This window comes from Williamsia herbipolensis (assembly GCF_000964005.1).
GTDB classification, from domain to species: domain Bacteria; phylum Actinomycetota; class Actinomycetes; order Mycobacteriales; family Mycobacteriaceae; genus Williamsia_A; species Williamsia_A herbipolensis.
Genome location: NZ_JXYP01000017.1, coordinates 1 through 24,927, shown reverse-complemented (window position 1 = coordinate 24,927; position 24,927 = coordinate 1). Strand labels below are relative to the sequence as shown.

Sequence of the window (24,927 nt, the reverse complement as noted above, 5' to 3'; positions counted from 1 at the left end):
CGGGATCAGGCGGTGGTCTCGACCGGACCGCCCTCGTTGGCGGCCTTCTGCGCGAGCTGACCCTCGGCGACCTCGTCGACGGTGAACCGCATGAACAGCACGACCAGGCCGGTGAGGACGGCGATCCCCGACGCACAGACGAACGCGAGGCCATAGCCGTTGGCCAGGGCGTCGAGCTGGGAGGGGTTCATGTCGACGACGGGTGCGGTGGTGCCACCCAACGACAGGGTCCGCGACGTCACGATCGCCCCGACGATCACCAGACCGATGCCGCCGCCGAGGTTCTGGCCGACCTGCACCATCGCGGTGACCGGGCCGACCTCGTTCACACCGACACCGGCGACCGCGGCGAGGGTGAGCGGGATCGACGCGACACCCACGCCGAAACCGATGACGATGACGGGGACGAAGATCGCCGGGAAGTAGCTCGGCGAGGTGGTCGCGATGCTCGCGGCGTAGAGACAGCCCCCGAGGATGCAGGCGCCGCCGACCACGACGATCCACCGGCACTGCACGCGCTGGGCCAGACGCGACGCGAGGAACGCGCCGACGCCGAGTCCGTAGGCGAACGGCACGACGGCGAGGCCGCTCTGCAGCGGGGTGTAGGAGATGATCCCCTGCAGGAACAGGGCGATGTAGACCGCCATCGTCATGAGGATCGCGCCCGAGAGCAGGATCGACACCAGGGCGGCTACGCGGCTGGCGTTGCGGAACAGCGAGAACGGGAGGATCGGGTTCTCGGCGCGGCGCTCGACGAACACGAACGCGATCCAGGCCGCGATCGCGAGGACCGCAGGGATCAGGACGATCGGGCGCACCCATCCGCCGGGGCCCTCGTTGACGGCGAACACCAGCAGGGATGCACCCGCGGTCGCCAGGACGGCGCCCGGCACGTCGAGGGCGAGGCGACTGCCCTGCGATTCGGTGAGGAACGCGACGGCACCAACCACCACGAGCAGTCCGATGGGGACGTTGATGAGGAAGACCAGCCGCCACGACACCTCGGTGAGCGCACCGCCCACGATGAGGCCCGCGACCGATCCGATACCGCTCATGGCGGCGTACACCGCGAAGGCCCGGCTGCGGGGTTTGCCGGGTGCGTAGGTGGTGGTCACCAACGCCATGGCGGTCGGTGCGGCGACGGCCGCCGACGCACCCTGCAGGGCACGCCCGACGACGAGGCTCGCCTCGTCCCACGCGAGGCCGCACAGCAGCGAGGTGATCGTGAAGGCGGCGACGCCGAAGACGAACATCTTGCGCCGCCCGAAGGTGTCACCGAGACGACCGCCGAGCAGCATGAGTCCGCCGAAGGCGATGACGTAGGCGGTGATGATCCAGTTGCCGCTGGACTCGCTGAGACCGAGTGCGTCGCGGATGCGGGGCAGCGCGAGGGCTGCGACGGTGCCGTCGAGGACCACCAGCAGCTGCATGCCGCCGAGCACGAAGATGGGCCAACCGAACACACGGGATTGCCCGACGCTCGGCGCACGGGTCGTCGAATCGGCGGTCATGGGCTCCGACGCTACCGGTCGTCGGTCGTTTCCGTGAAAACGCGGCGACGCGGATCCGACGGCGCCGGGCGCGATCGGCCGGTGCGGTCAGACGCCGACGCGTCCCAGGGTGCCGGCGGCCGCATCGAAGGCCGCGACCTCTCCGACGACCACGATCGCGGGCGGCCGGACCGCCTGTCCGCGGGCCTCGTCGGCCACGGCGGCGAGGGTGGAGGTGAGGCGTCGCTGCCCGGGCATCGAGCCCTGTTCGATCACCGCGACGGGGGTCTGGGGGTCACGGCCGCCGGTGATCAGCGCCTCGGTGAACTGCTCGAGGCGTTCGACGGCCATCATCAGCACCAGGGTGCCCTTGAGGCGCCCCAGGGCCGACCAGTCGACCAGCGACTCGGGGTGTCCGGGCGGCAGATGTCCGGACACGACGACGACCTCGTGGGTGACGCCGCGGTGGGTGACCGGGATCCCCGCGGCCGCCGGCGCGGCGATGGCGCTGGTGATGCCGGGCACAACCGTCACCGGTATGCCTGCTTGCACACATGCGGCGAGTTCCTCGAAACCGCGGCCGTAGACGTAGGGGTCGCCGCCCTTGAGACGCACGACGAACTTGCCCGCGCGGGCGTTGTCGACGAGGGCGTCGTTGATCGCCTCCTGCTTCATGGCCCGCCCGTAGGGCACCTTGGCCGCGTCGATGATCTCGACCCACGGGGCCAGTTCGGCCAAGAGGGCGGGCGGGGCCAGTCGGTCGGCCACGACGACGTCGGCCGCGGCGAGCAGACGGCGGCCGCGCACGGTGATGAGTTCCGGGTCGCCGGGGCCGCCGCCGACGAGGGCGACCCCGGCGGGGTGGCTGCCCTGCGACGGGGTACCGAGCGACCCGTCGAGCAGCCCCTGCGCGATCTCCGACCGGATACGTGCCGACCGTCGGTGATCGCCGGACGCGAGGACCCCGATGTTCAGGCGGTCGTGCTGGACCGACGCCGGGGTGACCGCGGTGCCGTGCCGGGCGTCGTCGGCGCGGACGCAGAAGATGTGGCGTTCGGTGGCCTCGGCGACGACAGCGGCGTTCACCTCGGGGTCGTCGGTGCACGCCAGGGCGTACCAGGCGCCGGCGAGGTCGCCGGGACGGTAGGCCCGCGTGGTGACGGTGATGCCGGGGAACGACTCGACCGTCGGGGTGGGGTCGACGGCGATGACGTGGATGTCGGCGCCGCTGGCGGCGAGGGTGCCCAGGCGCCGCGACACCACCGAGCCGCCGCCGATGAGCACGACCCGTCGTCCGCGCAGATCGAGGCCGACGAGGTAGTGGTCCTCGTCGGGGTGCGCGTCGCGCCCCGTCACGTCAGGGACTGATCCAGGCATGGCAGAACCGTACCGACGTCACCGTCGTGACGGTCCTCACCCTCGGCCGCCGCCGCGGCGGTCGCGACGAGTCGGGCCACCGAGTCGGGGGCGCCCGCGGGGTGGGTGTGCAGATACGACGCGTGCACCGCGCCGCCGGCCACGCCGTCACGGTGGACGACCCCGGCCTTGCGCCATGCCCAGGCGTGATCGATCGGACCGATCGCCTCGACGGTGCTGCGGTGGAACTCGTGTCCGGTGATCCGATCGCCCGCGGCGAAGAGAGCCGAGTCGGTCAGCGCGACCGCGTCGCGGTACCCCAGGGTGAGGGTCGGTCCGAAGTGTCCGCGCACGTCGACCACGCCGGCCATGGTGTGACCGTCGAGATCGTGTGCCAGATAGAGCAATCCGGCGCACTCGGCGTGGATGGGCCGCCCGGATCGCGCGTGTGCGGCGACGTCGGCGAGCATCGGTGTGTTCGCGGCGAGGGCGTGGACGTGTTCCTCGGGGAAGCCGCCGCCGATGATGAGCGCGTCGGTACCCGGGGGCAAGCGGTCGTTCATCGGGTCGACGGTGACGACCTCCGCGCCCGCCGCGGCGAGCATGTCGGCGTGCTCGGCGTAGCCGAAGGTGAAGGCCGCTCCCCCGGCGACGGCGACACGCACCGGGCGCTGCGGGGCCGACAGACCGAGTCGCTCGCGGGCATCGGCGATCTCGTCGTCGGCCGACCACGCGGCGGCGGGCCGAGGCGTCCGGGCGCGTGCCGCGGCGACGATCGCCGACAGGTCGGCGGTGGCCGCGACGAGCTCGGTCATGGCCGCGACCGCCGTCTGCGCGGCTCCGCCGTGCTCGGCGGCGGGGATGAGACCGAGGTGACGCGACGGCACCACCAGTTCGGGTGCGCGACGCAGCACCGCGAAGACTGGCAGCCCGACTCGGTCGCACGCCTGTCGCAGGACGTGTTCGTGGCGCGGCGAACCGACGCGGTTGAGGATGACCCCACAGATGTCGACGTCGGTGTCGAAGCTGCGCATCCCGTGCAGGATGGCGGCGAGGGTCTGGCTGTGGCCGGACGCGTCGACGACGATCACGACCGGCGCGCCGAGCAGCGCCGCGACGTGGGCCGTCGACCCGTGGGCGTGTCCGAGGGGCATGGTCCCGTCATCGGCGTCGTCGGCGATGCGACCGTCGAACAGACCCATCACGCCCTCGATGACCGCGATGTCGGCGCCACGGGAGCCCGCGGCGAACAGGCCCGGGACGCGGTGGGCGCCGACGAGGTTCGGGTCGAGATTGCGTCCGGGACGTCCGGCGGCGACGGCGTGGTAGCCGGGGTCGATGAAGTCGGGGCCGACCTTGAACGGCGCGACCCGGTGGCCGGCGCGGGTCAGGGCTCCGATGAGTCCGGTGGCGACGGTGGTCTTCCCGCTGCCCGAGGACGGCGCGGCGATGACGACGGCGGGTGTGCCCGCCGCACCTCCCCCGCTCACCATTCGATGCCCCGCTGTCCCTTGCGGCCGGCATCCATCGGGTGCTTGGTCTTGGTCATGTCGGTGACGAGGTCGGCGGCGTCGACCAGCTCGGCGGGGGCGCGGCGGCCGGTGATCACGACGTGTTGCTTGCCGGGACGCTCGCGCAGCACCTCGAGCACCTCCTCGACGTCGATCCATCCCCACCCCAACGGGTAGGTGAACTCGTCGAGGACGTAGAAGTCGTGGGTCTCGGCGCGCAGTCGGCGGGCGATCTCGGTCCAACCGGCGCGCGCCTGGTCGGCGTGGTCGGCCTCGGCCTGATCACCGTGGCGGATCCACGACCACCCCGATCCCATCTTGTGCCACTCGACGGGTCCGCCCTGTCCGGTGCGCGCGTGCACCTCACCGAGGGCGGTCATCGCGGTCTCTTCGCCGACCTTCCACTTCGCGTTCTTGACGAACTGGAACACGCCGATGTCCATGCCTGCGTTCCAGGCGCGCATCGCCATGCCGAACGCGGCCGTCGACTTGCCCTTGCCGTTGCCGGTGTGGACCGCCAGCAGCGCGGTGTTGCGACGTTGACGTGTGGTCAGGCCGTCGTCGGGGACGACGGCGGGGATCCCCTGCGGCATGCGGTCGCTCCTCTCGCGGATGGTCGGGCGGGCCCCACGGTCGTCGGGACCCGGGTGAGCGTGTGGGTGACGTCGCCGGGGATCACGCGGCCCGGTGTACGGCCCCGGCCACGGCGTCGGCGGTGACGTCGTCGACGGTGACGTGGGTGGCGTCGAGGTGAACGGCAAGCGTACGCGCCAGGCCGAGTCGGACGATGCCCTGTTCGCAGTCGACGACCACCGCGTCGACGCCGCGTCGACGTAGTCGGTCCGCGGCAGCGGCGGCGCGACCGGTCGCGTCGGGCCCGCTGGTGGCCCGACCGTCGGTCAGCACGACGAGCAGAGGGCGCCGGCGCGGATCGGTGTGGCGGGCGCGGTCGATGAGCACCGCGGCCTCGGTGAGTCCCTCGGCCAGCGGCGTGCGACCGCCGGTGCGCACGCCTGACAGCCCTCGCAGGGCGATGCTCACCGATCGGGTCGGCGGGACCACCACCTGTGCCGACGACCCGCGCAGCACCACCACGGCGACACGGTCGCGTCGCTGATAGGAGTCGCGCAGCAGTGCGGCACACGCTCCGCTGACCGCGTCGAGGCGTCGGCGTGCGGTCATCGATCCCGACAGGTCGACGGCGAACACCACCAGGTTGCCCTCACGTCCGACGCGCACCGCTCCGCGCAGGTCGTCGGAGGTGATGGCGAGGCGGCCGGCCCCGCGGTGACGCCCGGCCGCGGCGAGGACCGTCGCGGTGAGGTGCACGCCCGAGTGCAGCGTCTCGGTCGCGGCGATGGTCTGGCCGCGTCGACTCCGCGCGGGCGAGCGTCGTCCCGGGTCACCGTCACCGACACCGGCGACCCGCATCATCCGGGTGACGCCCGCGCGCAGCGTTCCCCGCTGGTCGTCGACCGACAGGTCGGTGGGGGTCGGCGCCGACGACCCCGACGAGGCCGGAGTCGGTTCGCGGGGGGACGCCGACGGTTCCGGCGCCTCGGCGGGAGGGCCGGGCTGGTCGGACGGCGCCTGGGGGGCGGGGCCATCGGCGGCGGGTGGCTGCCCCGCGGGCGGCGGTGACCCTCCGGGCGGTGGCGATCCGGGTCCCCCGTCGGGATCGGTGTCCGGATCGGGATCGGTCTCGGGTGCACCACCCGGCGCCGTCGTCGGGTCACGATCGGCCTGTTCGGCGGCGGAGTCCATCGCGGAGTCGAGATCGTCGCGACTCATGTCGGTGTCGTCGAACGGGTCTCGTCGACGGCGGTGCGGCAGTGCGAGTTCCACCGCGACGCGCACGTCGGTCTCGTCGACCTCGGAGGCGCCGCGCCAGGCGGCGTGGGCGCGGGCCGTGCGGGCCACGACGATGTCGCCGCGCAGTCCGTCGACGTCGAGGTGGGTACAGACCGCGGCGATACGTCGCATCTCGGCGACCGGCAACGACACCGAGTCGACCGCGCCGCGCGCCGCGGCGATGGCCGCGGCGGTCTCGACGTCACGATCGGCCCAGCGCGCGGCGAATCCGGCGGGGTCGGCGTCGTACTCCATGCGGCGGGTGATGACCTCGACGCGCTCGTCGACGTCACGTGGGGCGGTCACCGCGACGGTGAGCCCGAACCGGTCGAGCAGCTGGGGCCGCAGCTCGCCCTCCTCGGGGTTCATCGTCCCGACGAGCACGAACCGCGCGTCGTAGCTGTGTGACACCGAGTCGCGCTCGACGGTGACCCGCCCCATCGCCGCGGCGTCGAGCAGCAGGTCGACGAGGTGGTCGGCGAGCAGGTTCACCTCGTCGATGTAGAGCACGCCGCCATCGGCGGACGAGAGCAGACCGGGTGTGAACGCGGCGTCACCGTCACGCAGGATGCGTGCCACGTCGAGGGAGCCGACGACACGGTCGTCGGTGGCCCCGATCGGCAGCTCCACGACCCGCCCGGCGGCGTTCGTCGCGGGGTCGGCCGGGAGCAGCGGCGCCAGGGCACGGACGATCGTCGACTTGGCCGTGCCCTTCTCGCCACGCAGCAGCACACCGCCGATGCCCGGCGAGATCGCGCACAGGATGAGGGCGAGTTTCAGCGACTCCTGGCCCACCACCGCGCTGAACGGGAACGGCGCCCGGATGACTTCGGGGACATGAGCGGGTTCAGCGGTGCGGTGACGATCGGGATCCGATTCGGATCGAGAGGTCACGACGGCTGCCAGGGCTCCCCGCCACCGCGGCGCATCGGCACGTGCGGGATGCCGTCGAGCAGGTATTCCTCGCCCTCGGGCGCGAAACCGTGCTTGGCGTACATGTCCACGAGGTAGGTCTGGGCGTGGATGCGACACGCATGCGAACCGACCTCGGCGAGCGCCGTGCGCAGCAGACGGGTGGTGTGTCCCTGCCCGCGGTGTGCGCGGTCGGTGCACAGACGACCGATCCGGAACGACTTGCCGTCCTCGTGCTCCTCGAGCAGGCGCAGGGTGCAGACGACCTCGCCGTCCTCCTCGAGCCACAGGTGCCGGGTGTCGGTGTCGAGATCGAGCCCGTCGAGTTCGGGGTACGGGCACGACTGCTCCACCACGAACACGTCGACGCGCAGTTTCAGGATCTTGTAGAAGGTGGCGATGTCCAGGTCGAGAGCCCAGCTGCGGTGCAGGGACGCGGTGGCAGTCATGTGGTCGTGACTATCACACCGACGTGGGTGCCGCCACGCGGCGGTCGGTGCCGGCGACGGGCTGCTCGGCCGGTGAGGACGACAGTTCGAGCACCTTCGACGTCCAGTCCCAGACCTCACGGAACAGCGACGGCGTCGAGTTCAGCTTCTGCCCGAACGACGGGATCATGTCGGTGAGCGCGGGCTTCCAGCTCTCGAAGTGACGCGGGAAGCACCGCTCGAGCACGTCGAGCATCGCCGGCACGGCGGTCGACGCGCCCGGCGAGGCACCCAGGAGTCCGGCCATCGTGCCGTCAGCGGAGTTCACCACCGCGGTCCCGAACTCGAGTGCCCCGTTCATCGGGCCCTTCTTGCGGATGACCTGCACACGCTGCCCTGCGGTGATCAGCTCCCAGTCGCCGCCGACGGCGCGGGGGACGAACTCCTGCAGCGTCTTCACGCGGTCGGCCGGACCGGCCGCGAGCTCGCTGATGAGGTACTTGAGGAGTCCGAACTCCTTTGGCGCGATGCTGGCGATGGGGAACGCGTTGAACGGCGTGATCGACGTGAGCAGGTCCAGGTTCGACCCCTCCTTGAGGAACTTCGGCGACCAGCCCGCGTACGGCCCGAACAGCAGACCCGGCTTGTGGTTGATCACGCGGGTGTCGAGGTGCGGCACCGACATCGGCGGCGCGCCGACCGCGGCGCGGCCGTAGACCTTCGCCTGGTGCTCGTCGATCAGTTCGGGGTTGGTGCAGCGGAAGAACGCGCCCGAGACCGGGAACCCGCCGAACTGCCGCGCCTCCTTGATGCCCGACTTCTGCAGCAGGTGCAGAGCTCCGCCGCCCGCCCCGACGAACACGAACCCGGCGTGGATCTTCTGCTTGCGCTTCGTGCGCAGGTTGACGACCTTGACGATCCAGCTGCCGTCGGACTGCTTGTCGAGGTCGGTGACCGCGTGTCCGAAGTTGACCGAACCGCCCTCGGCGACCGAGTTGAGCAGCTTCTGGGTCAGTGCGCCGAAGTCGACGTCGGTGCCGTTCTCGTACCAGTTCAGCGCGACGGGATCGGCGAAATCGCGGCCCTCGGACATGAGCGGCAGCTTCTTCGCGAACAACGCGTCGTCGTCGATGTACTCCATGTCGGCGAAGAGCGTCTGACTCGCGAGCGCGTCGTAACGCTTGCGCAGGTAGTCGACGCCGTCCTCGCCGTGACAGAAGCTCACGTGCGGGATCGGGTTGATGAACTCCGAGGGGGTGTCGAGGATCCCCTTCTCGATGGCGTGGGCCCAGAACTGGCGCGACACCTGGAACTGCTCGTTGATGGTGATCGCCTTGGAGATGTCGACGCTGCCGTCGGCGCCCTGCGGGGTGTAGTTGAGCTCACACAGCGCCGAGTGTCCGGTGCCCGCGTTGTTCCACGGGTCACTGCTCTCGGCGGCAGCGGCGTCGAGTCGCTCGAACACCGAGATCGACCAGTCGGGCTGGAGCTGCCGGATCAGTGCACCGAGGGTGGCGCTCATGATCCCGGCGCCGATCAGCACGACGTCGGTCTTGGTCGTCCCTGGGTTGTCGTGTGTGTTCTTGTCGCCGGCCACGTCCTGCTCAACTCCCTTGTCGTCGACCGCTTCTACCGGTCGGCAGGTTGAATGATTCCATTCTCCCCCATCGGGGCGGCCTGGGATAAGCCGGTGTGGGAAAACCCACCGGATCGCCGAACACGCGGTCGCCACGCGACCGCGGCGGAGACCGCCACTACAGTCGGGGTGTGGCACACGACTGGGAACCCGATGTCCTCGGACCGGATTTCGCGGCCCTGACCATCGACCTCGGTCCCGATCCCGACGGCGAGGGCACCGTCACCGCTACGCTGGTGCGGCATCTGCGGTCGGAGTCCGACGCCGACGTGGCGGCCCCGCGACCGTCGGTGCTCTACGTCCATGGTTTCACCGACTATTTCTTCCAGGCGCCGCTCGCCACCGCGTTCGCCGACGCCGGGTACGACTTCTACGCCCTGGATCTCCGCAAGTGCGGTCGATCACGGAAGCCCGGCCACACCCCGCACTTCATCTCCGATCTCTCCCTCTACGACGCCGAACTCGGCGCGGCCCTCGACGTCATCGACGCGGCCGCCCCGGGGACACCGGTCGTCGTCGCCGCGCACTCCACCGGCGGGTTGATCACCGCGCTGTGGCTCGACCGGCTGCGCGCCACCGACCCGGGCCGTCACGGTCGCGTCACCGGGCAGGTCCTCAACAGCCCGTGGTTCGACCTGCAGGGCGCACCGGCCTTGCGCAGCTGGGGCACGGTGCTCGTGCGGACGATCGCCCGGGTCGCGCCGTATCGCGTGCTGCCCAACCGACTCCCCGGCGGGTACGGCGAGAGCCTGCACGTCAGTGCCCACGGCGAGTGGGAGTACGACCTCGACCTCAAGCCGCTGGGCGGTTTCCCCGTCACCTTCGGTTTCCTTGCCGCCGTGCGTCGTGGCCACGCCGCGCTGCACCGGGGAATCGACACCGGCGTCCCATCGTTGGTCCTACGGTCGGCACGGTCGGTGCTCGGCGGGCCCTACCGCCCCGAGATCGACACCGCCGACACCGTTCTCGACACCGAGCAGATCGCGCGCTGGAGCGGGTGCCTCGGCAACCGGGTGACCGCGGTGCCGATCGACGGGGCCCGTCACGACGTGTTCCTCTCCCGCGAGGAGCCCCGTGCGGTCGCCTACGCAGAACTCTCGAGGTGGTTGACGGAGAACACCGCGACCCTCTCGATCCGCCGTTCGGTCGAACCACCACCCACGGGGTCGTCGCGCGTGACGCGCGACGTCTCGTGACCATCAGGAGCATGCACATGACAGACGTCGACCTCGCCATCATCGGTTCCGGCAGCGGCAACTCGATCCCCGACGACCGCTTCGACGACTGGTCGATCGCCATCTTCGAGAAGGGTGTCTACGGAGGGACCTGCCTCAACGTGGGCTGCATCCCGACGAAGATGTACGTCTACGCCGGTGAGGTGGCCGAGACCATCCGCGAGTCCGCCCGGTACGGCATCGACAGCCACATCGACGACGTGCGGTGGCGCGACATCGTGACGCGCGTCTTCGGTCGTATCGACCCGATCTCGCTGGGGGGCCAGCAGTACCGGGAGGACAAATGCGACAACATCTCCGTGCTGCACTCCCACGTACGGTTCGCCGGCACCACCGACGACGGACGCTACCGCCTGCTCACCGATGACGGAGACGAGGTGACGGCCCGCAAGGTCGTGATCGCCGCAGGCTCGCGGTCGTTCATCCCCGAGGCCATCGCCTCGGGCAGTGCGCCGTTCCACACGAACGAGGACGTGATGCGTCTCGCGTCGCTGCCGCGCCACCTCGTCATCGTCGGTGGCGGCTACATCAGTGCCGAGTTCGCCCACGTCTTCGCCTCCCTCGGCACGGAGGTCACGATCATCGCGCGCGGCGACAAGCTGCTGCGCCACCTCGACGCCGACATCTCCGACCGCTTCACCGAGATCGCGAGCAAGCGTTTCGACGTGCGGTTCAACGCCTCGGTGACCGGCACGAAGATCGGTGACGAGGGAGCGGTCGTCGTCGAGCTGTCCGACGGGTCGTCGGTCACCGCGGACGCACTGCTGGTGGCGACCGGCCGGACCCCCAACGGCGACGGCCTGCACCTCGACACCATCGGCGTCTCGCTCGACGACGCCGGTCGGGTGGAATGCGACGAGTTCGGCCGCACCGCCGCACAGAACGTGTGGACCCTCGGCGACGTCAGCTCGCCGTACCAGCTCAAGCACGTCGCCAACCACGAGGCGCGGGTCGTGCAGGCGAACCTGCTGCGGGACTTCGACGGAGACGACCTCGACAAGTTCGACCACCGATTCGTACCGGCCGCGGTGTTCACCCACCCGCAGATCGCCTCGGTCGGTCTCACCGAGGCGCAGGCCCGCGAGCAGGGCCTCGACGTCACCGTGAAGGTGCAGGACTACGGCGACGTCGCCTACGGCTGGGCGATGGAGGACACCACGGGTCTGTGCAAGATCGTCGCCGAGCGGGGCACAGGTCGGATCCTCGGCGCGCACCTCATCGGCCCGCAGGCGCCGACGGTGATCCAGCCGGTCATCCAGGCGATGCACTTCGGTCTCGACGCCACGTCGATGGCCAAGGGCCAGTACTGGATCCACCCGGGCATGCCCGAGGTGCTCGAGAACGCGCTACTGGGTCTCGACATCTGACGGGTTCGTCGCGTGCCGACCGGCGGTCTGACCGAGGGTCAGGTGGTCGGTCTCGGCGAACGTGACGCCGTCGCGCGCAAAGTCGGCCCAGCGCCGCCGGAGGCGCGGTCCGAGTTCGGCGAGCGCGGATGCGGCGTGGGCGCCCAGCATCGGTGCGTCCGACCATGCCTGCGGCGTGCCCAGCAGGAACGGGATCTCGATGCTGTGACAGGCGCCGACACCGGAATCGTCGGCACCCCAGGAGAACTCGTAGGTGACCGCGCGGCCGCCGGCGGCGCGGTGGGCGTCGGCGAACGCGGTCGCCGGGGCGGAGAACGCACGCCGCGTCACGATCGCGGTGAGCAGTCTGCGCAGCGCGGATCCCACGACCGGCAGGTGCGCGAGCCTCTGCAGACGTGGGATGGCCTCCACGAACGGACTGCCGTCGTCGGAGGTCCATCCGATGAGCACCTCGACGGACGTCGCGCTCGCGGCGCGACGCGCGACGATCTCCCCGAACGGAGGGAGCGGGTGTTCGCCGTACTGGGGGCCGAAGGCCATGCCCGAGGCGAACCCGAAATCGGTCGCAGCGGCCAGCGCGGCCGTATGCGCGGCGAGGACATCGTCGATCGAGAGGCCGCTGGGGTCGTCACCCAACGCCGCACGGGCGGCGGTCCCCATCGCCGCCGACATCGCCGTGGCGTCGCCACGCAGGGCGAGCGGCGCACTCTGCAGCACCGCGCGATGGAACAATCCCTGCGCGCCGTCGGCGACGAGCAACGCGGCGATGGAGTCGGCGCCGGCGGAGTGGCCGAACACGGTGACCACGTCGGGGTCTCCCCCGAAGGAACCGACGGCGTCGCGCACCCACCGCAGGGCCGCGATCTGGTCGAGCAGGCCGAGGTTGGCGGGCGCGACCGAGTCGATCCCGAGGTAGCCGAGGATCCCGAGGCGATAGGTGACGGTCACGACGACGACGTCGTTCTCCCGCGCCAATGCCTCGGGGTCGTACTTCTCGCTCTCACCGCCGCCGGAGACGTAGGCGCCGCCGTGCAGCCACACCAGCACCGGTCGTACCCGACCATCCGGCGTCGGCGCGGTCACCGACACCCGCAGGCAGTCCTCGTCGAGATCGAGTCCGGTGAGCATCGGCCCGGTGACCGATTCGATGCGCGACGGCAGCTGGGGGCAGGCCGGCCCGCGACGGGTCGCGTCGACGGTCTCGGTCCACGTCGGCACGGGCACACAGGGTTCGAATCGCCGCGCGCGGGCGTACCGGAGCCCGCGTGCGTGCAGCAGGCCGTCGGTGTGCTCGGCGCGAACGGGTCCCGACGGGGTGTCTACGACGAGGGTGTCGAGGGTCATGGCGTCATCGTGGCATCTGCGGCGCGGGCCCTCAGACGTCGGGACCGCGCTGTTCGCGAGCGGCACGGCGTTGGGCCTCGGCGCGCTCGCGGACCGTGCGGCGGAACTCCTCCTCGGCGCGGGCGTCGTCGGCGGCCGACCGCGCCGGGGCCACGGCGGGCTTCGTCGACGGCCTCGACGGCCGCCCCTCGCGGGGAGGCGCGCCCTCGTCGTCGCCGTCGTCCTTCGAGGGCCGTCCGAGCGCGAACCAGGCGATCGGTCCCAGCAGCGGCAGGACCATCGCGCCGAGCACCCAGACCATCTTCGGCAGGCCGCGGACGGTACGCCCGTCGGCCACGACGATGTCGACGGCGACCACGACGATGATGACGGCGTAGATCAGGACGAGGTACGGCACTGCGTCACCACCTCCAGCGCGGGTGTCGGATCGGACTGGACATCGCGGTGCTCAGAACGTCGCGGAGCGCAGGGCGATCTCGCTGGCCAGGGCGGCGGGCGCGTTCTGCGGGATCCAGTGGTCGATGCCGGGAAGTTCACAGAATCGGTAGTCGGAGTAGACCATCCGTCCGCTGCCCTCCGCCTGTCCACGTCCGAGGGCGGTGTCGCCGTCGCTCCACACCATCGTGGTCGGCACCTCCACGGGCGGACAGGCGAGGTTGGCCTTGATGTCGCCGGTGAAGTTGGCGCGGTACCAGTTGATGGCGCCGGTCAGTCCGGACCGTTCCAGCAGGGGTGCGACCGAGTCGTCGGGCACGATGCTGCGCAGGAACGCGGCGTCGTCGGCGAGCAGGCCGTCCTCGGCCGCGGGGTCGATCAGCTTCGGGATGTACGACGAGCGCTCACGCTGGTCCCCGTCGGTCGCCAACGCGCCGGAGATGGCACCGGGATGTCCGACGCTGACCGCGACGAGCCCGGTGAGGCGGCCCGGGTGTCGACCGGCGAGATGCCACGCGACCAGCGCACCCCAGTCGTGGCCGACCACCAGCGCGTAGGAGATGCCGAGCGCGTCGAGGATGCCGACGGCGTCGTCGACGAGGTGGGGCAACCGGTAGGCGTCGACATCCGTCGGTCGCGCGCCCGGGGAGTACCCGCGCTGGTCGGGTACCACGGTGCGGAGTCCGGAATCGTGCAGGCGCGGGACGACCTCGTCGAAACACGTTCCACTGCTGGGGAATCCGTGCAGCAGCAACACGACGGGTCCGGTGGGGGGCCCACCGACCCGGACGGTGAAGTCGTGGTCACCGACGGTCACGATCTGCGTGTCGACGTTCATCACCTCGAGCCTACGTGGCGCTCGGGCGCCGGGGACGCGCTCGCGGGCGCCAACCCCAGGGTCACGGTCGGCAGGCTCCGCGGCACACCGTCGGCCAGGAGTGCGTCGATCGCGGCGAGGTCGACGTGCGCGGTGAACAGGTCGGCGATCAGGTCGATCTGCGCCATGCGGGCAGCGTCGACATCGGTGTCGGGGGCCACCACGAACCCGGTCTTGCCGACCCTGTCGGCGACCTCGGCGAGCACTGCGCGCCGCACGGCGCCGTTGGCCAGCAGTCCGTGCCAGTGGGTGCCCCACACCGCGCCCACCACGCATCCCTCGGGCCCGTTGTCGTCATCGACGATCCAGTGCGGATGCGGCGCCGGGCGGGCGAGACGACCGTGGTGGATCTCGTAACCGGTGATCGCGTCCTCGCCGGCACCGTCGAGGTGACCCCGGACCTCGCGGACCAGCTTGGTCTCGTCGAAGACGATGTCGATGTCGAGGAGTCCGAGTCCGTCGACGACGCCGCCCCCGGATTCGACCGTGTCGTCGATCCGTCGCGCGAGCATCTGGTAGCCGCCGCAGACCGCGACGATCGGGCGACCGTGTGCCGCCCGGTCGATGAGCGCTGCGTCCAGTCCGCGTGCACGGAGCCAGGCGAGGTCGGAGACGGTGGCGCGCGTGCCGGGCAGGACCGCCAGGTCGGCGGCGGCCACCGAGGCCATGTCGTCGACCCACCGGACGTCGACGCCCGGTTCGCACGCGAGTGCCTCGAGGTCGGTCGAATTCGACAGTCGAGGGAGACGGATGGCGGCGACGGTGATGCGTTGCGATCCGAGCGCGGGGGTCGAGGGGCCGATCGCCCGCCCGATCGGTGACGACAGCGAGTCCTCGGCGTCGAGCCACATGTCGTCGGCCCACGGGATCACCCCGAGAGTCGGGCGGCCACACAGGTGGTGCAGCTGGCGCAGTCCGGGGTCGAGGATCGACTGTGCGCCGCGGAACTTGTTGATCAGGAACCCGGCGACCCGTGACTGATCCTCGGGCGGGAGTGCGGCGACGCTGCCGAGCAGATGCGCCAGCACTCCCCCGCGGTCGATGTCACCGACCACCACCACCGGGATGTCGGCGGCGGCCGCGAGACCCATGTTGGCAATGTCGGTGGCGCGCAGGTTGATCTCGGCGATCGATCCGGCGCCCTCGCACACCACGACGTCGAAATCACCGCGCAGCGAGGCGAGTTCGGATGCCACGATGTCGGCCAGTGCGGCCCGGCGCGAGTGGTAGTCGGTCGCTGTGATCCACCCGTCGGCGACCCCGCGCACCACCACCTGGGATCGACGGTCGCTACCGGGTTTGAGCAGCACCGGGTTGAACCGGGTCGAGGGGGCGAGTCCGCAGGCGAACGCCTGCATGCCCTGGGCGCGCCCGATCTCTCCGCCGTCGGCGGTGACGACGGAGTTGTTGGACATGTTCTGCGCCTTGAACGGCGCGACCGACAGGCCGCGGCGGTGCAGCACGCGGCAGAGACCGGCCACGAGCAGGCTCTTGCCCGCGTCGGAACTGGTGCCGCCGATCAGGAGTGCGCCGCTCACCGACGCCCTACTCCGATGGCAGCGTGAGAATCTCGGCGCCGTCGTCGGTGACGACGAGCGTGTGCTCGAACTGGGCGGTCCATTTCTTGTCGCGGGTGACCACCGTCCAGTCGTCCTCCCACATGTCCCACGCCAACGCGCCGAGGTTGATCATCGGCTCGATCGTGAACACCATCCCCGGCTCCATCACCGTGTCCACGTTCGGCTGGTCGTAGTGCAGGACGATGAGTCCGTTGTGGAAGGTCTCACCGATGCCGTGCCCGGTGAAATCGCGCACCACCGAATACCCGAAGCGGTTCGCGTAGGCCTCGATCACCCGGCCGATGACGTTGAGCTCGCGCCCGGGTCGGACGGCCTTGATGGCCCGCATGGTGGCGGTGTGGGTGCGTTCGACGAGGTCGGCGTGTTCGGCGCTCACGTCACCGGCGAGGAAGGTCGCGTTGGTGTCGCCGTGGACGCCGTCGATGTAGGCGGTGACGTCGATGTTGACGATGTCGCCGTCGGCGATGACCGTCGAGTCCGGGATGCCGTGGCAGATCACCTCGTTGAGCGAGGTGCAGCAGGACTTCGGGAACCCGCGGTAGCCGAGGGTCGACGGGTAGGCGCCGTGATCGATCATGTACTCGTGGGCGATCCGGTCGAGGGCGTCGGTCGTCACGCCCGGCGCGACGGCCTTGCCGGCCTCGGCCAGGGCGTCGGCGGCGATGCGACCGGCGACGCGCATCTTCTCGATCGTCTCCGGGGTTTGCACCCACGGCTCGTGGCCCTCGTTCACGGTCGAACGCCACGCGTACTCCGGTCGCGGGATCGACGGCGGCACCGGCAGGGTCGGCGAGACGACCCCGGGCTGCAGAGCAGTGCGTACGGACATGGCGTCCATCGTATCGGGCGGCCGTGACGGGGCCGGCGCGCGTCGTCAGTCCAGGAAGTCCGGCGGCAGTGCGGTGAAGAAGTCACGGGTCACCGCGACGGCGTTGTCCGAACTCGCCCCGAGCACCACCAGTGTCGCGAAGGCGAGGTCGCCGCGGTAGCCGGCGAACCAGGCGTGCGAGCCACCGGGGACCTCGGCCTCACCGGTTTTTCCGTAGACCTCACCCTGGTCCTTGATCCGGTCGGCGGTGCCGTCGACGACCACCGCGCGCATCATCGGCCGCAGCTGTCGGATCACGGCGGGACTGATGGTCGGGTGCGGACCGGACACGGTGGTCGCGCGGTCGAGGATGAGTTGCGGCACCGGGGTGGAGCCGTGGGCGACGGTCGCCGCGACCAGGGCCAGACCGAACGGACTGGTGAGCACCTTGCCCTGACCGAATCCGTCCTCGGTGCGGGAGATCAGTTCCGGGGCGATCGGCACCGAGCCGGAGTCGACGGGGATGCCGGGCACGTCGTACCGGGTGCCGATGCCCATCGACGCCGCTGCGTGGGCCAGATCCGACGGCCCCATCTCGCTGGCCAGCTTGGCGAAGGTGGTGTTGCAGGACTTCGCGAAGGCCTGGAGCATCGACACGTCTCCGAGGGAGAAGTTGTCGTAGTTCGGGATGGTGCGCTGTCCGATCGTCACCTCTCCGGGACATCCGACGGTCGTCGACGGTGTCGACAGGCCGGTCCCGATCGCCGCGGCCGAGGTCACCATCTTGAACGTCGAGCCGGGCGGGTACTGACCGATCGTCGCGAGCGGACCGACCTTGTCGGCCAGCGCGTTCTGCGCGACGGCCAGCAGCCGCCCGGTGGACGGCTGGATCACCACCATCATCGTCTGGAACCGTGACGCGGCGTCGACGGCGCGTTGTGCGGCCTGTTGGACGCTGCGGGACAGGCTGATCGACACCGACGGCGACGGCGCGGGGTCGACCTCGGCGAGCACCCCGGCGGTGGCACCGTTGGCGTTGAGCGACAACACCCGCCAGCCGGCCTTGCCGTCGAGATCGCTGGCCACCTGCTTCTTGACCTGACCGAGCAGATCGGGCGCGAACGTCGGGTCGGTGGGAACCAGGTCGGCGAGGTCGGTGCTGGTCACCCCCGGGATGGCGGCCAACAGGTCACTGACCTGGTCGAACTGGCCACGGTCGAGGGTGGCGACAGAGTAGGTGCCCGAGGTCGCCGTGGCGCCCTCGGCGATCGCCTGGGCGCTGACGGTCGGGACGAACCGGCCGACCACCGACGCCAACTGCGTGGCCGAATCGGCGACCGATCCCGTCGCGGCGGCCTTCGTCGCGTCGATGCCGACGCGGTAGACCGTTCCGGGGACGAGCACCGACGACCCGTCGGACTCGTTCACCGAGCCCACCGGGGCAGGGATCGACTCCAGCGACATCCGTTGCGTCGCACCGAGATCGGGGTGGATGTCGGTGGAGTCCCACCGCACCTGCCATCCCGAGTCGGCGCGCGCCATGTTCAGCGTCGCCGTGTACTTCCACGTCTGGGCGCGCGGGAGGGTCCAGGCGTAGGTGACGTCGACCGTGGCGGTGTCGCCGGAGACCTTGGTCCGACCAGCGGTCGCGGTCATCGCCGACGCCTGCAATCCCGACCACGCGGCGTCGATGTCGGTCGACGCCTGCTGCGGGGAGTCGGTGCGGGCCGCCGCCTGATCGGTGCGATGGTCGCCGAACACACCGAGGAACGCCGCCGCGGCCGCGCGGGGGCCGTCGTCGGTACCGGAGCACGCCGTTCCCGCGGCCACGATGATCGAGGCCACCGCGACGGCGCCCAGGCGAGCGGTGAGTCGGCGCGATCGAGGCGGGTGCGAAGTCGTCATCGAGACCGAGACTAGGTGCCCCACCCCGCCCGATCGTGGTGCCACGCAGCGGGTGCACCTGAGAATCTCCCCAGGGATCGCCGACGGATGGATCAGTCGACGAGAACGGTCGCAAACGTGCCGACCTCGGTGAAACCGACCTTCGCGTAGGCGGCGCGGGCCGCGGTGTTGAAGCCGTTCACGTAGAGGCTCGAGGTGCGTCCCTCGGCGGCGATCGCGGACACGACCGCGGCGGTGCCGGATGCACCGAGTCCCTCCCCGCGGCGGTGGTGTGCGACCCAGACGCCCTGGATCTGGCCGACGGTGGACGACATCGAGCCGATCTCGGCCTTGAAGACGACCTCACCGTTCTCGAACCGGGCGAACGCGCGGCCGGCGCCGATCAGCGAGGCGATGCGTCGCCGGTAGGATCGTCCTCCGTCGCCGGCGCACGGGTCCACGCCGACCTCGCCGTGGAACATCTCGATCGCGGCGGGGAGGTAGGCGTCGATCTCGCTGATCCGCACGCGGCGGACGGCTCGGTCGGGACCCACCGACGGCGGCCCGGACATCGCGAGCAGCGGTTGATCGGCGCGGACCTCACGTGCGGGTCCCCAGTGCGCCTTCGCGTGCTCCCAGAACGCCAGGACATGCTCGGCCCGCCCGACGATCGACGAACACACGCGCGGGTTGCGGGTCGCGCGGGCGGCGAACATCTCCATGTCGGCGGCGTCGCCGAGCATCGGGATGAGATTCGCGCCCGAGAAACACAGCGACGTCGTCGGTTCGGTGTTGGTCCACAGCTCACCCCCGAGCAGACGCGGGGTCACACCCTGTTCCTCCACCCGCGCGGCCACCATGCACATCGCGACCGGGTCGAGAGCCAGTGCGGCACCGACCGCCTCGGCGTCGCGTGCGCCGAGGGGCTTGTCGCCCAACAACTTCAACACGGTCGCTCCCGGCCCGGGCAGTGGTGGCCCGACCTGTCGGACGACGGGTCGAGAGGTGGAGAGGTGCGCGGTGTCGCAGGCGTCGGTGGGCTAACCGACGCTGACGACCGGTGATCCGGTGGTGGCACCATCGCCAGTCTCCCCCGAATCGGCGGCAATGCGAAGAGCTTCTTCGATCAGAGTTTCCACGATCTGCGCCTCGGGCACGGTCTTGATGACCTCTCCCTTGACGAAGATCTGTCCGCGGCCGTTGCCCGAGGCCACGCCCAGGTCGGCCTCGCGGGCCTCACCGGGACCGTTGACGACGCAGCCCATCACCGCGACGCGCAGCGGCACCTCCATGCCCTCGAGGCCGGCACTGACCTCGTCGGCGAGTTTGTAGACGTCGACCTGCGCGCGTCCACACGAGGGGCAGGACACGATCTCGAGCTTGCGGGGACGCAGGTTGAACGACTGCAGGATCTGGTCGCCGACCTTGATCTCCTCGGCCGGCGGGGCCGACAGCGACACGCGGATGGTGTCGCCGATGCCCTCGGACAGCAACGCACCGAACGCGACCGCGGACTTGATGGTGCCCTGGAACGCCGGGCCGGCCTCGGTGACGCCGAGGTGCAGCGGGTAGTCCGACTGCGCGGCGAGCTGACGGTAGGCCTCGACCATGATCACCGGGTCGTTGTGCTTCACCGAGATCTTGATGTCGCCGAACCCGTGTTCCTCGAACAGGCTCGCCTCCCACAGCGCCGACTCCACGAGGGCCTCGGGAGTCGCCTTGCCGTACTTCGCGAGCAACCGGGGGTCGAGGGAACCGGCGTTGACGCCGATGCGAATCGGGATGTTCGCGTCCTTCGCGGCGAGCGCGACGTCCTTCACGCGCCCGTCGAACTCCTTGATGTTGCCGGGATTCACGCGCACGGCGGCACATCCGGCGTCGATCGCGGCGAAGATGTAGCGCGGCTGGAAGTGGATGTCGGCGATCACCGGGATCTGACTCTTCTTCGCGATGATCGCGAGCGCGTCGGCGTCCTCCTGCCGGGGGCAGGCCACGCGGACGATGTCGCATCCCGACGCGGTCAGCTCGGCGATCTGCTGCAGGGTCGCGTTGATGTCGTGGGTCTTGGTGGTCGTCATCGACTGCACCGAGATGGGGTGGTCGCTGCCGACACCGACCGTGCCGACCTGGATCTGGCGGGTCTTCCGGCGCGGCGCGAGCACCGGCGGGGGTGCTGCGGGCATACCGAGTCCGATGGACACGGGACCGGAGGTGGGATCGCTGGGCATGAGAGTGCCTTCCTAGAAGACCTTGATGGGATTGATGATGTCGGCGGAGAGGGTGAGGACCATGTAGCAGCCCATCACCGCGAGCACCGCGTACGTCGCGGGCATCAGCTTGAGGTAGTCGACGGGGCCCTTCGCCGCCTTGCCGAGGCGACGGCGGACCGCGTTGCGGCCCTTCTCGTATCCGATGAGCGCCATGTGACCGCCGTCGAGCGGCAACAGCGGGACGAGGTTGAACAGGCCGAGGAAGAAGTTGATGCTCGCCAGCAGGAAGATGAAGAAGCTCCACGAGCCCCGCTCGGCGGCCTGCCCGCCGATGACCGAGGCGCCGTAGACGCTGACGGGGGTGTCGGCGGCGCGTTCACCGCCGGTCACCGACGTCCACAGGGCGCCGACCTTCTGCGGGAGCGAGAGCAGCGCATCCCAGGTCCGCGCGACCAGTTGGCCGGTGAACACCACGGCCCCGGGGACCGCGGTCAGCGCGCTGTACTCGTTGATGCTCTTGTCACCGAGCCCCACACCGATCGCACCGACGGTGGCGGTCGTGGTGGTGCCGTCGCTGTTGCGGACCGGTCGCTGCACCTGCGACACCGGCACGGTGAGCGTCTGCTCGCGTCCGTCACGCTCGACGGTGATCGCCACCGAGCCGGTCGCCTTCTGGATGGCGGCGACCAGCTCGCCGGAGTTGTCACCGCGATCGCCGTTCACCGCGATCACGCGGTCGCCGGTGCGCAGACCCGCGGCCTGGGCCGGGCTGCCGCCCGAGCAGGGGGTGAGGTCGCCGTTGGGTTGCACGGACGGCGCCACGCACGCCATCGACCCGACCGAGACCTCGGTCTTGCCGCTGATCACCGGAAGTCCGGCGGTCAGCGCGAGGATCACGATCAGCACGAAACCGAGGATGAAGTTCTGCATCGGCCCGGCCAGCAACACCACGAGGCGCTTCCACGCCTTCTGGCGGTACATCGCCCGGTGTTCGAAGCGGGGGTCGATCTCGTCGTAGGTGGTCATGCCGGCGATGTCGCAGAACCCACCCAGCGGCAGCCACTTGAGTCCGTACTCGGTGTCACCACGTTTCGTCGACCAGATGGTCGGGCCGAAGCCGATGAAGTAACGGCGCACCAGCATGCCAGTGCGTTGCGCGGCCCACATGTGCCCACACTCGTGCCACGCGATCGACAACAACAGGCCGACCGCGAACAGCAGCACACCCAGGATGAAACCCACCGCGCTCGAGACCTCCAGTTGTCGTTGTCAGTTCTGACGCCGGTCTGCGCCCGCGATCACCTCGCGTGGCGTGTGACCAGTTCGTGGGCGCGGCGACGAGCCCAGTCGTCGGCCGCGAGAACCTCCTCCACGGTACCCGGGGTCGCGGTCCACTCGTCGGCCTGCGCGAGGACGTCGCCGATGACGCCCACGATCCGCGGGAACGCGATGGTGCCCGCGAAGAACCCGTCGGCCGCCGCCTCGTTGGCCGCGTTGAACACCGCGGTCAACGATCCGCCCCGTGTCCCGGCCGATCGGGCCAGGTCGATGGCCGGGAACACCTCGGAGTCGACGGGTTCGAAGGTCCACGACGACGCCGTGGAGAAGTCGCAGGCGGTCGAGGCGCCGGGTACCCGGTGCGGCCACCCCAGGGCCAGGGCGATCGGCAGCTTCATCGACGGCGGCGAGGCCTTGGCGACGGTGGCCCCGTCGACGAAGGTCACCATCGAGTGCACGATCGACTGCGGGTGGACCGTCACGTCGATGCGCTCGTAGGGCACCCCGAACAGCAGGTGGGCCTCGACGACCTCGAGGGCCTTGTTGACCAGGGTGGCCGAGTTCAGTGTGATCATCGGACCCATCGACCACGTCGGGTGCTTGCCCGCCTGCTCGGGCGTCACCGACTCCAGCTGCTCGGCGGTGTGGCCGCGGAAGGGGCCGCCGGACGCGGTCAGCACCAGTCGGTCCACCTCGGCCGCGCTGCCGGCACGGAGGCACTGCGCGATGGCCGAGTGCTCGGAGTCGACGGGCACGATCTGATCGGGGGCGGCCGCGGCGAGGACCAGGGCGCCCCCGGCGACCAGCGATTCCTTGTTCGCCAGGGCCAGCGACGCGCCCGTCGCCAGCGCCGCGAGGGTCGGGCGCAGGCCGAGGGATCCGACGACGGCGTTGAGGACGACGTCGGCGGGAACCGACTCGACGAGGTCGCACATGGCATCGGGACCCGAGCGGACCGACGACCAGCCCATCCGGTCGGCGAGCTCCCGGGCGGCAGCGGCGTCGGCGACCGCGACCGCCTCGGCACCCAGCCGCAGTGTCCGGATCTGCTGGGCGAGGAGGTCGATGGTCGACCCGCCCGCCCCGACCCCGACGACGACGAACTTCTCGGGGTTGGCGGCGATCACCTCGAGGGCCTGCACACCGATCGAGCCGGTGGAGCCGAGGATCAGGACTCGCCTGACGGAGGGTGCGTCGCTGGGGGTCACCGACTCATTGTGGTGGGCGGTGATGGGCGTGCCAATGCCGGGCCACGTCGACCCGTCGCGTGATCCACACCCGTTCGTGGGACTGCACGTGGTCGAGGAATCGTTCCAGTGCCGCGATCCGCGCAGGGCGGCCGACGATCCGGCAGTGCAGGCCGATCGACAGCATCGCCGGGGCGCCGGCGGTCCCCTCGGCGTAGAGCACGTCGAACGCGTCGCGCAGGTGGGCGAAGAAGTCCTCGCCGGTCGAGAAGCCCGACGACGACGAGAAGCGCATGTCGTTGGTGTCGAGGGTGTACGGGACCACCAGGTGGTGTCCGGCCGGCTGGTCCTCCGCCGACGCGGGGATCGGAACCCAGTACGGCAGGTCGTCGGCGTAGCTGTCGGAGTCGTAGAGGAATCCGCCGTGGGCGATGACCAGCGACCGGGTGTTCGGGGAGTCGCGACCGGTGTACCAGCCGACAGGGGCCTCACCGGTGATCTCGGTGAGCAGGTCGACGGCCTCGGCCATGTGCGCGCGTTCGACCTCGGGGGGCGTCTGTTGATAGTTGAGCCACCGCAGGCCGTGCGCGGCGATCTCGTGACCGCGCTCGACGAACGCCGCGGCGACCTCGGGGTTGCGGGCCATCGCCTGGGCTACGGCGAACACCGTCAGCGGCAATCCGCGGCGCTCGAAGGTGCGCAACACGCGCCACACGCCGGCACGGGACCCGTACTCGTAGAGCGATTCCATGCTCATGTGCCGGTCGGGATAGGCGGCCGGCGCGGCCATCTCGGAGAGGAACGTCTCGCTGGCCGGGTCGCCGTCGAGGACGCTGTTCTCCGACCCCTCCTCGTAGTTCAGGACGAACTGCACGGCGATGGCCGCGTCGTCCGGCCAGTGCGGGTGGGGACGGTGCTCCCCGTACCCGACGAGGTCGCGGGGCAGGTTCTCGGACCGGTATCTCGACAGCGACACGCCCGTCATCCTCCCATCGTCGATGCGCCGGTGCATCGGGGGCGGTGCCGACGATATGCTGTGCCTACTACGCGCCATCGTTGACCGCGGCCGACCGCCGCGACACCGGTCACGAGAAGGAGAAACCAGTGGCAAGCAGCGAGGTCGAGCACGCCGACACCCATTCCCACGAGGTCGAGGTCGTCGACACCGGATGGGCCCACGAGCCGCCGGACGCCCCCTCGGCCCGCTTCGGGTGGCACGGCGAGAGCCTGCCGGCGATGCGCATCGCCGGCTGGATCAGCGGTATCGCGCTGCTGGCCATGATCATCGGCAACCACCAGGGGCACGTCGAGGACCTGTACCTGATCGGTTTCACCGCGGCACTGTGGTTCGTGCTGCTGCGCGATGTGTACCTGCGTCGCGGCAAGTGGCGTAACTGAGCGGTCCGGTCTAGCTGTGATGTCCAGGGAGGTTGTCCCGCCTCGCGGCGGTGAGTCGGGCTGACGGAAGAAGGCCCCCGGGTGTGAAGTGGAGCTGTCTAGTTCACCGCTTCACCACCAGGAGGCCTTCGTGTCCCACG

The 24,927-nt window shown here is 70.4% G+C and carries 21 protein-coding genes; 3 read left to right on the top strand and 18 right to left on the bottom strand.

Annotated elements, in window-relative coordinates; translation table 11 throughout:
• Positions 1 to 5: 5 nt before the first annotated feature.
• The 7 genes from TU34_RS08625 to mqo all read right to left on the bottom strand — a co-directional run bounded on the left by TU34_RS08625 (position 6) and on the right by mqo (position 9,145).
• The gene (locus TU34_RS08625; RefSeq protein ID WP_045822469.1) at positions 6 to 1,511 is read right to left on the bottom strand and encodes an MFS transporter; all 1,506 of its coding nucleotides are present in this window, start codon (positions 1,509 to 1,511) and stop codon (positions 6 to 8) included.
• An 87-nt stretch (positions 1,512 to 1,598) separates the two neighbouring features.
• A complete protein-coding gene (gene cobA / locus TU34_RS08620) occupies positions 1,599 to 2,867 on the bottom strand; it encodes a uroporphyrinogen-III C-methyltransferase (protein WP_045822482.1) in 1,269 nt (422 codons plus the stop codon).
• Entirely contained in the window at positions 2,843 to 4,339 is a 1,497-nt protein-coding gene (locus tag TU34_RS08615) for a cobyrinic acid a,c-diamide synthase CobB (RefSeq protein ID WP_045822468.1), read from the bottom strand. Before TU34_RS08615 ends, cobA begins: the two co-directional genes overlap by 25 nt.
• Complete coding sequence (gene cobO / locus TU34_RS08610; protein ID WP_045822467.1) at positions 4,333 to 4,950, bottom strand: cob(I)yrinic acid a,c-diamide adenosyltransferase; 618 nt, start codon at positions 4,948 to 4,950, stop codon at positions 4,333 to 4,335. The genes TU34_RS08615 and cobO overlap by 7 nt, the downstream gene beginning before the upstream one ends.
• An 82-nt stretch (positions 4,951 to 5,032) precedes the next feature.
• The gene (locus TU34_RS08605) at positions 5,033 to 7,102 is read right to left on the bottom strand and encodes a VWA domain-containing protein (RefSeq protein ID WP_082080047.1); all 2,070 of its coding nucleotides are present in this window, start codon (positions 7,100 to 7,102) and stop codon (positions 5,033 to 5,035) included.
• On the bottom strand, positions 7,099 to 7,569 hold the full coding sequence (locus TU34_RS08600; RefSeq protein ID WP_045822466.1) for a GNAT family N-acetyltransferase: 471 nt from the start codon (positions 7,567 to 7,569) through the stop codon (positions 7,099 to 7,101). The genes TU34_RS08605 and TU34_RS08600 overlap by 4 nt, the downstream gene beginning before the upstream one ends.
• A gap of 13 nt (positions 7,570 to 7,582) precedes the next feature.
• Positions 7,583 to 9,145 (bottom strand): malate dehydrogenase (quinone), encoded by a 1,563-nt coding sequence (gene mqo / locus TU34_RS08595; RefSeq protein ID WP_150116461.1) that lies wholly within the window; start codon positions 9,143 to 9,145, stop codon positions 7,583 to 7,585.
• A gap of 170 nt (positions 9,146 to 9,315) precedes the next feature.
• Between mqo and TU34_RS08590 the strand changes: the two genes are divergently transcribed.
• Positions 9,316 to 10,380 carry an alpha/beta hydrolase gene (locus tag TU34_RS08590; RefSeq protein ID WP_045822479.1) on the top strand — a complete coding sequence of 355 codons (1,065 nt, stop codon included), beginning with the start codon at positions 9,316 to 9,318 and terminating at the stop codon, positions 10,378 to 10,380.
• 17 nt (positions 10,381 to 10,397) lie between these two features.
• A complete protein-coding gene (mtr, locus tag TU34_RS08585; RefSeq protein WP_150116460.1) occupies positions 10,398 to 11,786 on the top strand; it encodes a mycothione reductase in 1,389 nt (462 codons plus the stop codon).
• Here the strand turns inward: mtr and TU34_RS08580 are convergent.
• From TU34_RS08580 to puuE, 11 genes are all read right to left on the bottom strand, one after another.
• The gene (locus tag TU34_RS08580; protein WP_045822465.1) at positions 11,766 to 13,130 is read right to left on the bottom strand and encodes a carboxylesterase family protein; all 1,365 of its coding nucleotides are present in this window, start codon (positions 13,128 to 13,130) and stop codon (positions 11,766 to 11,768) included. The two genes, mtr and TU34_RS08580, sit on opposite strands and share 21 nt — an antisense overlap.
• Before the next feature lie 31 nt (positions 13,131 to 13,161).
• Entirely contained in the window at positions 13,162 to 13,527 is a 366-nt protein-coding gene (locus tag TU34_RS08575; protein ID WP_045822464.1) for a PLD nuclease N-terminal domain-containing protein, read from the bottom strand.
• Between the two features lie 51 nt (positions 13,528 to 13,578).
• On the bottom strand, positions 13,579 to 14,403 hold the full coding sequence (locus TU34_RS08570) for an alpha/beta fold hydrolase (protein WP_045822463.1): 825 nt from the start codon (positions 14,401 to 14,403) through the stop codon (positions 13,579 to 13,581).
• Positions 14,403 to 15,980 carry a cobyric acid synthase gene (locus tag TU34_RS08565; protein WP_045822462.1) on the bottom strand — a complete coding sequence of 526 codons (1,578 nt, stop codon included), beginning with the start codon at positions 15,978 to 15,980 and terminating at the stop codon, positions 14,403 to 14,405. The genes TU34_RS08570 and TU34_RS08565 overlap by 1 nt, the downstream gene beginning before the upstream one ends.
• Positions 15,981 to 15,987: 7 nt before the next feature.
• Positions 15,988 to 16,851, bottom strand: a complete 864-nt coding sequence (gene map, locus TU34_RS08560) for a type I methionyl aminopeptidase (protein ID WP_045822477.1) — start codon at positions 16,849 to 16,851, stop codon at positions 15,988 to 15,990.
• 45 nt (positions 16,852 to 16,896) lie between these two features.
• The gene (locus TU34_RS08555; protein WP_045822461.1) at positions 16,897 to 18,735 is read right to left on the bottom strand and encodes a penicillin-binding transpeptidase domain-containing protein; all 1,839 of its coding nucleotides are present in this window, start codon (positions 18,733 to 18,735) and stop codon (positions 16,897 to 16,899) included.
• Between the two features lie 92 nt (positions 18,736 to 18,827).
• Positions 18,828 to 19,664, bottom strand: a complete 837-nt coding sequence (locus tag TU34_RS08550) for a GNAT family N-acetyltransferase (protein ID WP_045822460.1) — start codon at positions 19,662 to 19,664, stop codon at positions 18,828 to 18,830.
• Positions 19,665 to 19,754: 90 nt separating this feature from the next.
• The gene (ispG, locus tag TU34_RS08545; protein ID WP_045822459.1) at positions 19,755 to 20,942 is read right to left on the bottom strand and encodes a flavodoxin-dependent (E)-4-hydroxy-3-methylbut-2-enyl-diphosphate synthase; all 1,188 of its coding nucleotides are present in this window, start codon (positions 20,940 to 20,942) and stop codon (positions 19,755 to 19,757) included.
• A 12-nt stretch (positions 20,943 to 20,954) separates the two neighbouring features.
• Complete coding sequence (locus TU34_RS08540) at positions 20,955 to 22,166, bottom strand: M50 family metallopeptidase (RefSeq protein WP_045822458.1); 1,212 nt, start codon at positions 22,164 to 22,166, stop codon at positions 20,955 to 20,957.
• Between the two features lie 56 nt (positions 22,167 to 22,222).
• Positions 22,223 to 23,410, bottom strand: a complete 1,188-nt coding sequence (dxr, locus tag TU34_RS08535) for a 1-deoxy-D-xylulose-5-phosphate reductoisomerase (protein WP_045822457.1) — start codon at positions 23,408 to 23,410, stop codon at positions 22,223 to 22,225.
• 4 nt (positions 23,411 to 23,414) lie between these two features.
• Positions 23,415 to 24,374 (bottom strand): allantoinase PuuE, encoded by a 960-nt coding sequence (puuE, locus tag TU34_RS08530; protein WP_045822456.1) that lies wholly within the window; start codon positions 24,372 to 24,374, stop codon positions 23,415 to 23,417.
• Between the two features lie 119 nt (positions 24,375 to 24,493).
• Here puuE and TU34_RS08525 point away from each other — a divergent pair, with 119 nt between their 5' ends.
• Positions 24,494 to 24,787, top strand: coding sequence for a DUF2631 domain-containing protein (locus tag TU34_RS08525; RefSeq protein ID WP_045822476.1), 294 nt, complete (start codon positions 24,494 to 24,496; stop codon positions 24,785 to 24,787).
• Positions 24,788 to 24,927 lie beyond the last annotated feature (140 nt).

Coding starts and splice junctions, on each gene's coding strand:
- TU34_RS08625 (WP_045822469.1), bottom strand. CDS start 1,511: ATGACCGCCGATTCGACGACCCGTGCGCCGAGCGTCGGGCAATCCCGT.
- cobA (WP_045822482.1), bottom strand. CDS start 2,867: ATGCCTGGATCAGTCCCTGACGTGACGGGGCGCGACGCGCACCCCGAC.
- TU34_RS08615 (WP_045822468.1), bottom strand. CDS start 4,339: ATGGTGAGCGGGGGAGGTGCGGCGGGCACACCCGCCGTCGTCATCGCC.
- cobO (WP_045822467.1), bottom strand. CDS start 4,950: ATGCCGCAGGGGATCCCCGCCGTCGTCCCCGACGACGGCCTGACCACA.
- TU34_RS08600 (WP_045822466.1), bottom strand. CDS start 7,569: ATGACTGCCACCGCGTCCCTGCACCGCAGCTGGGCTCTCGACCTGGAC.
- mtr (WP_150116460.1), top strand. CDS start 10,398: ATGACAGACGTCGACCTCGCCATCATCGGTTCCGGCAGCGGCAACTCG.
- TU34_RS08580 (WP_045822465.1), bottom strand. CDS start 13,130: ATGACCCTCGACACCCTCGTCGTAGACACCCCGTCGGGACCCGTTCGC.
- TU34_RS08570 (WP_045822463.1), bottom strand. CDS start 14,403: ATGAACGTCGACACGCAGATCGTGACCGTCGGTGACCACGACTTCACC.
- map (WP_045822477.1), bottom strand. CDS start 16,851: ATGTCCGTACGCACTGCTCTGCAGCCCGGGGTCGTCTCGCCGACCCTG.
- TU34_RS08555 (WP_045822461.1), bottom strand. CDS start 18,735: ATGACGACTTCGCACCCGCCTCGATCGCGCCGACTCACCGCTCGCCTG.
- ispG (WP_045822459.1), bottom strand. CDS start 20,942: ATGCCCAGCGATCCCACCTCCGGTCCCGTGTCCATCGGACTCGGTATG.
- puuE (WP_045822456.1), bottom strand. CDS start 24,374: ATGACGGGCGTGTCGCTGTCGAGATACCGGTCCGAGAACCTGCCCCGC.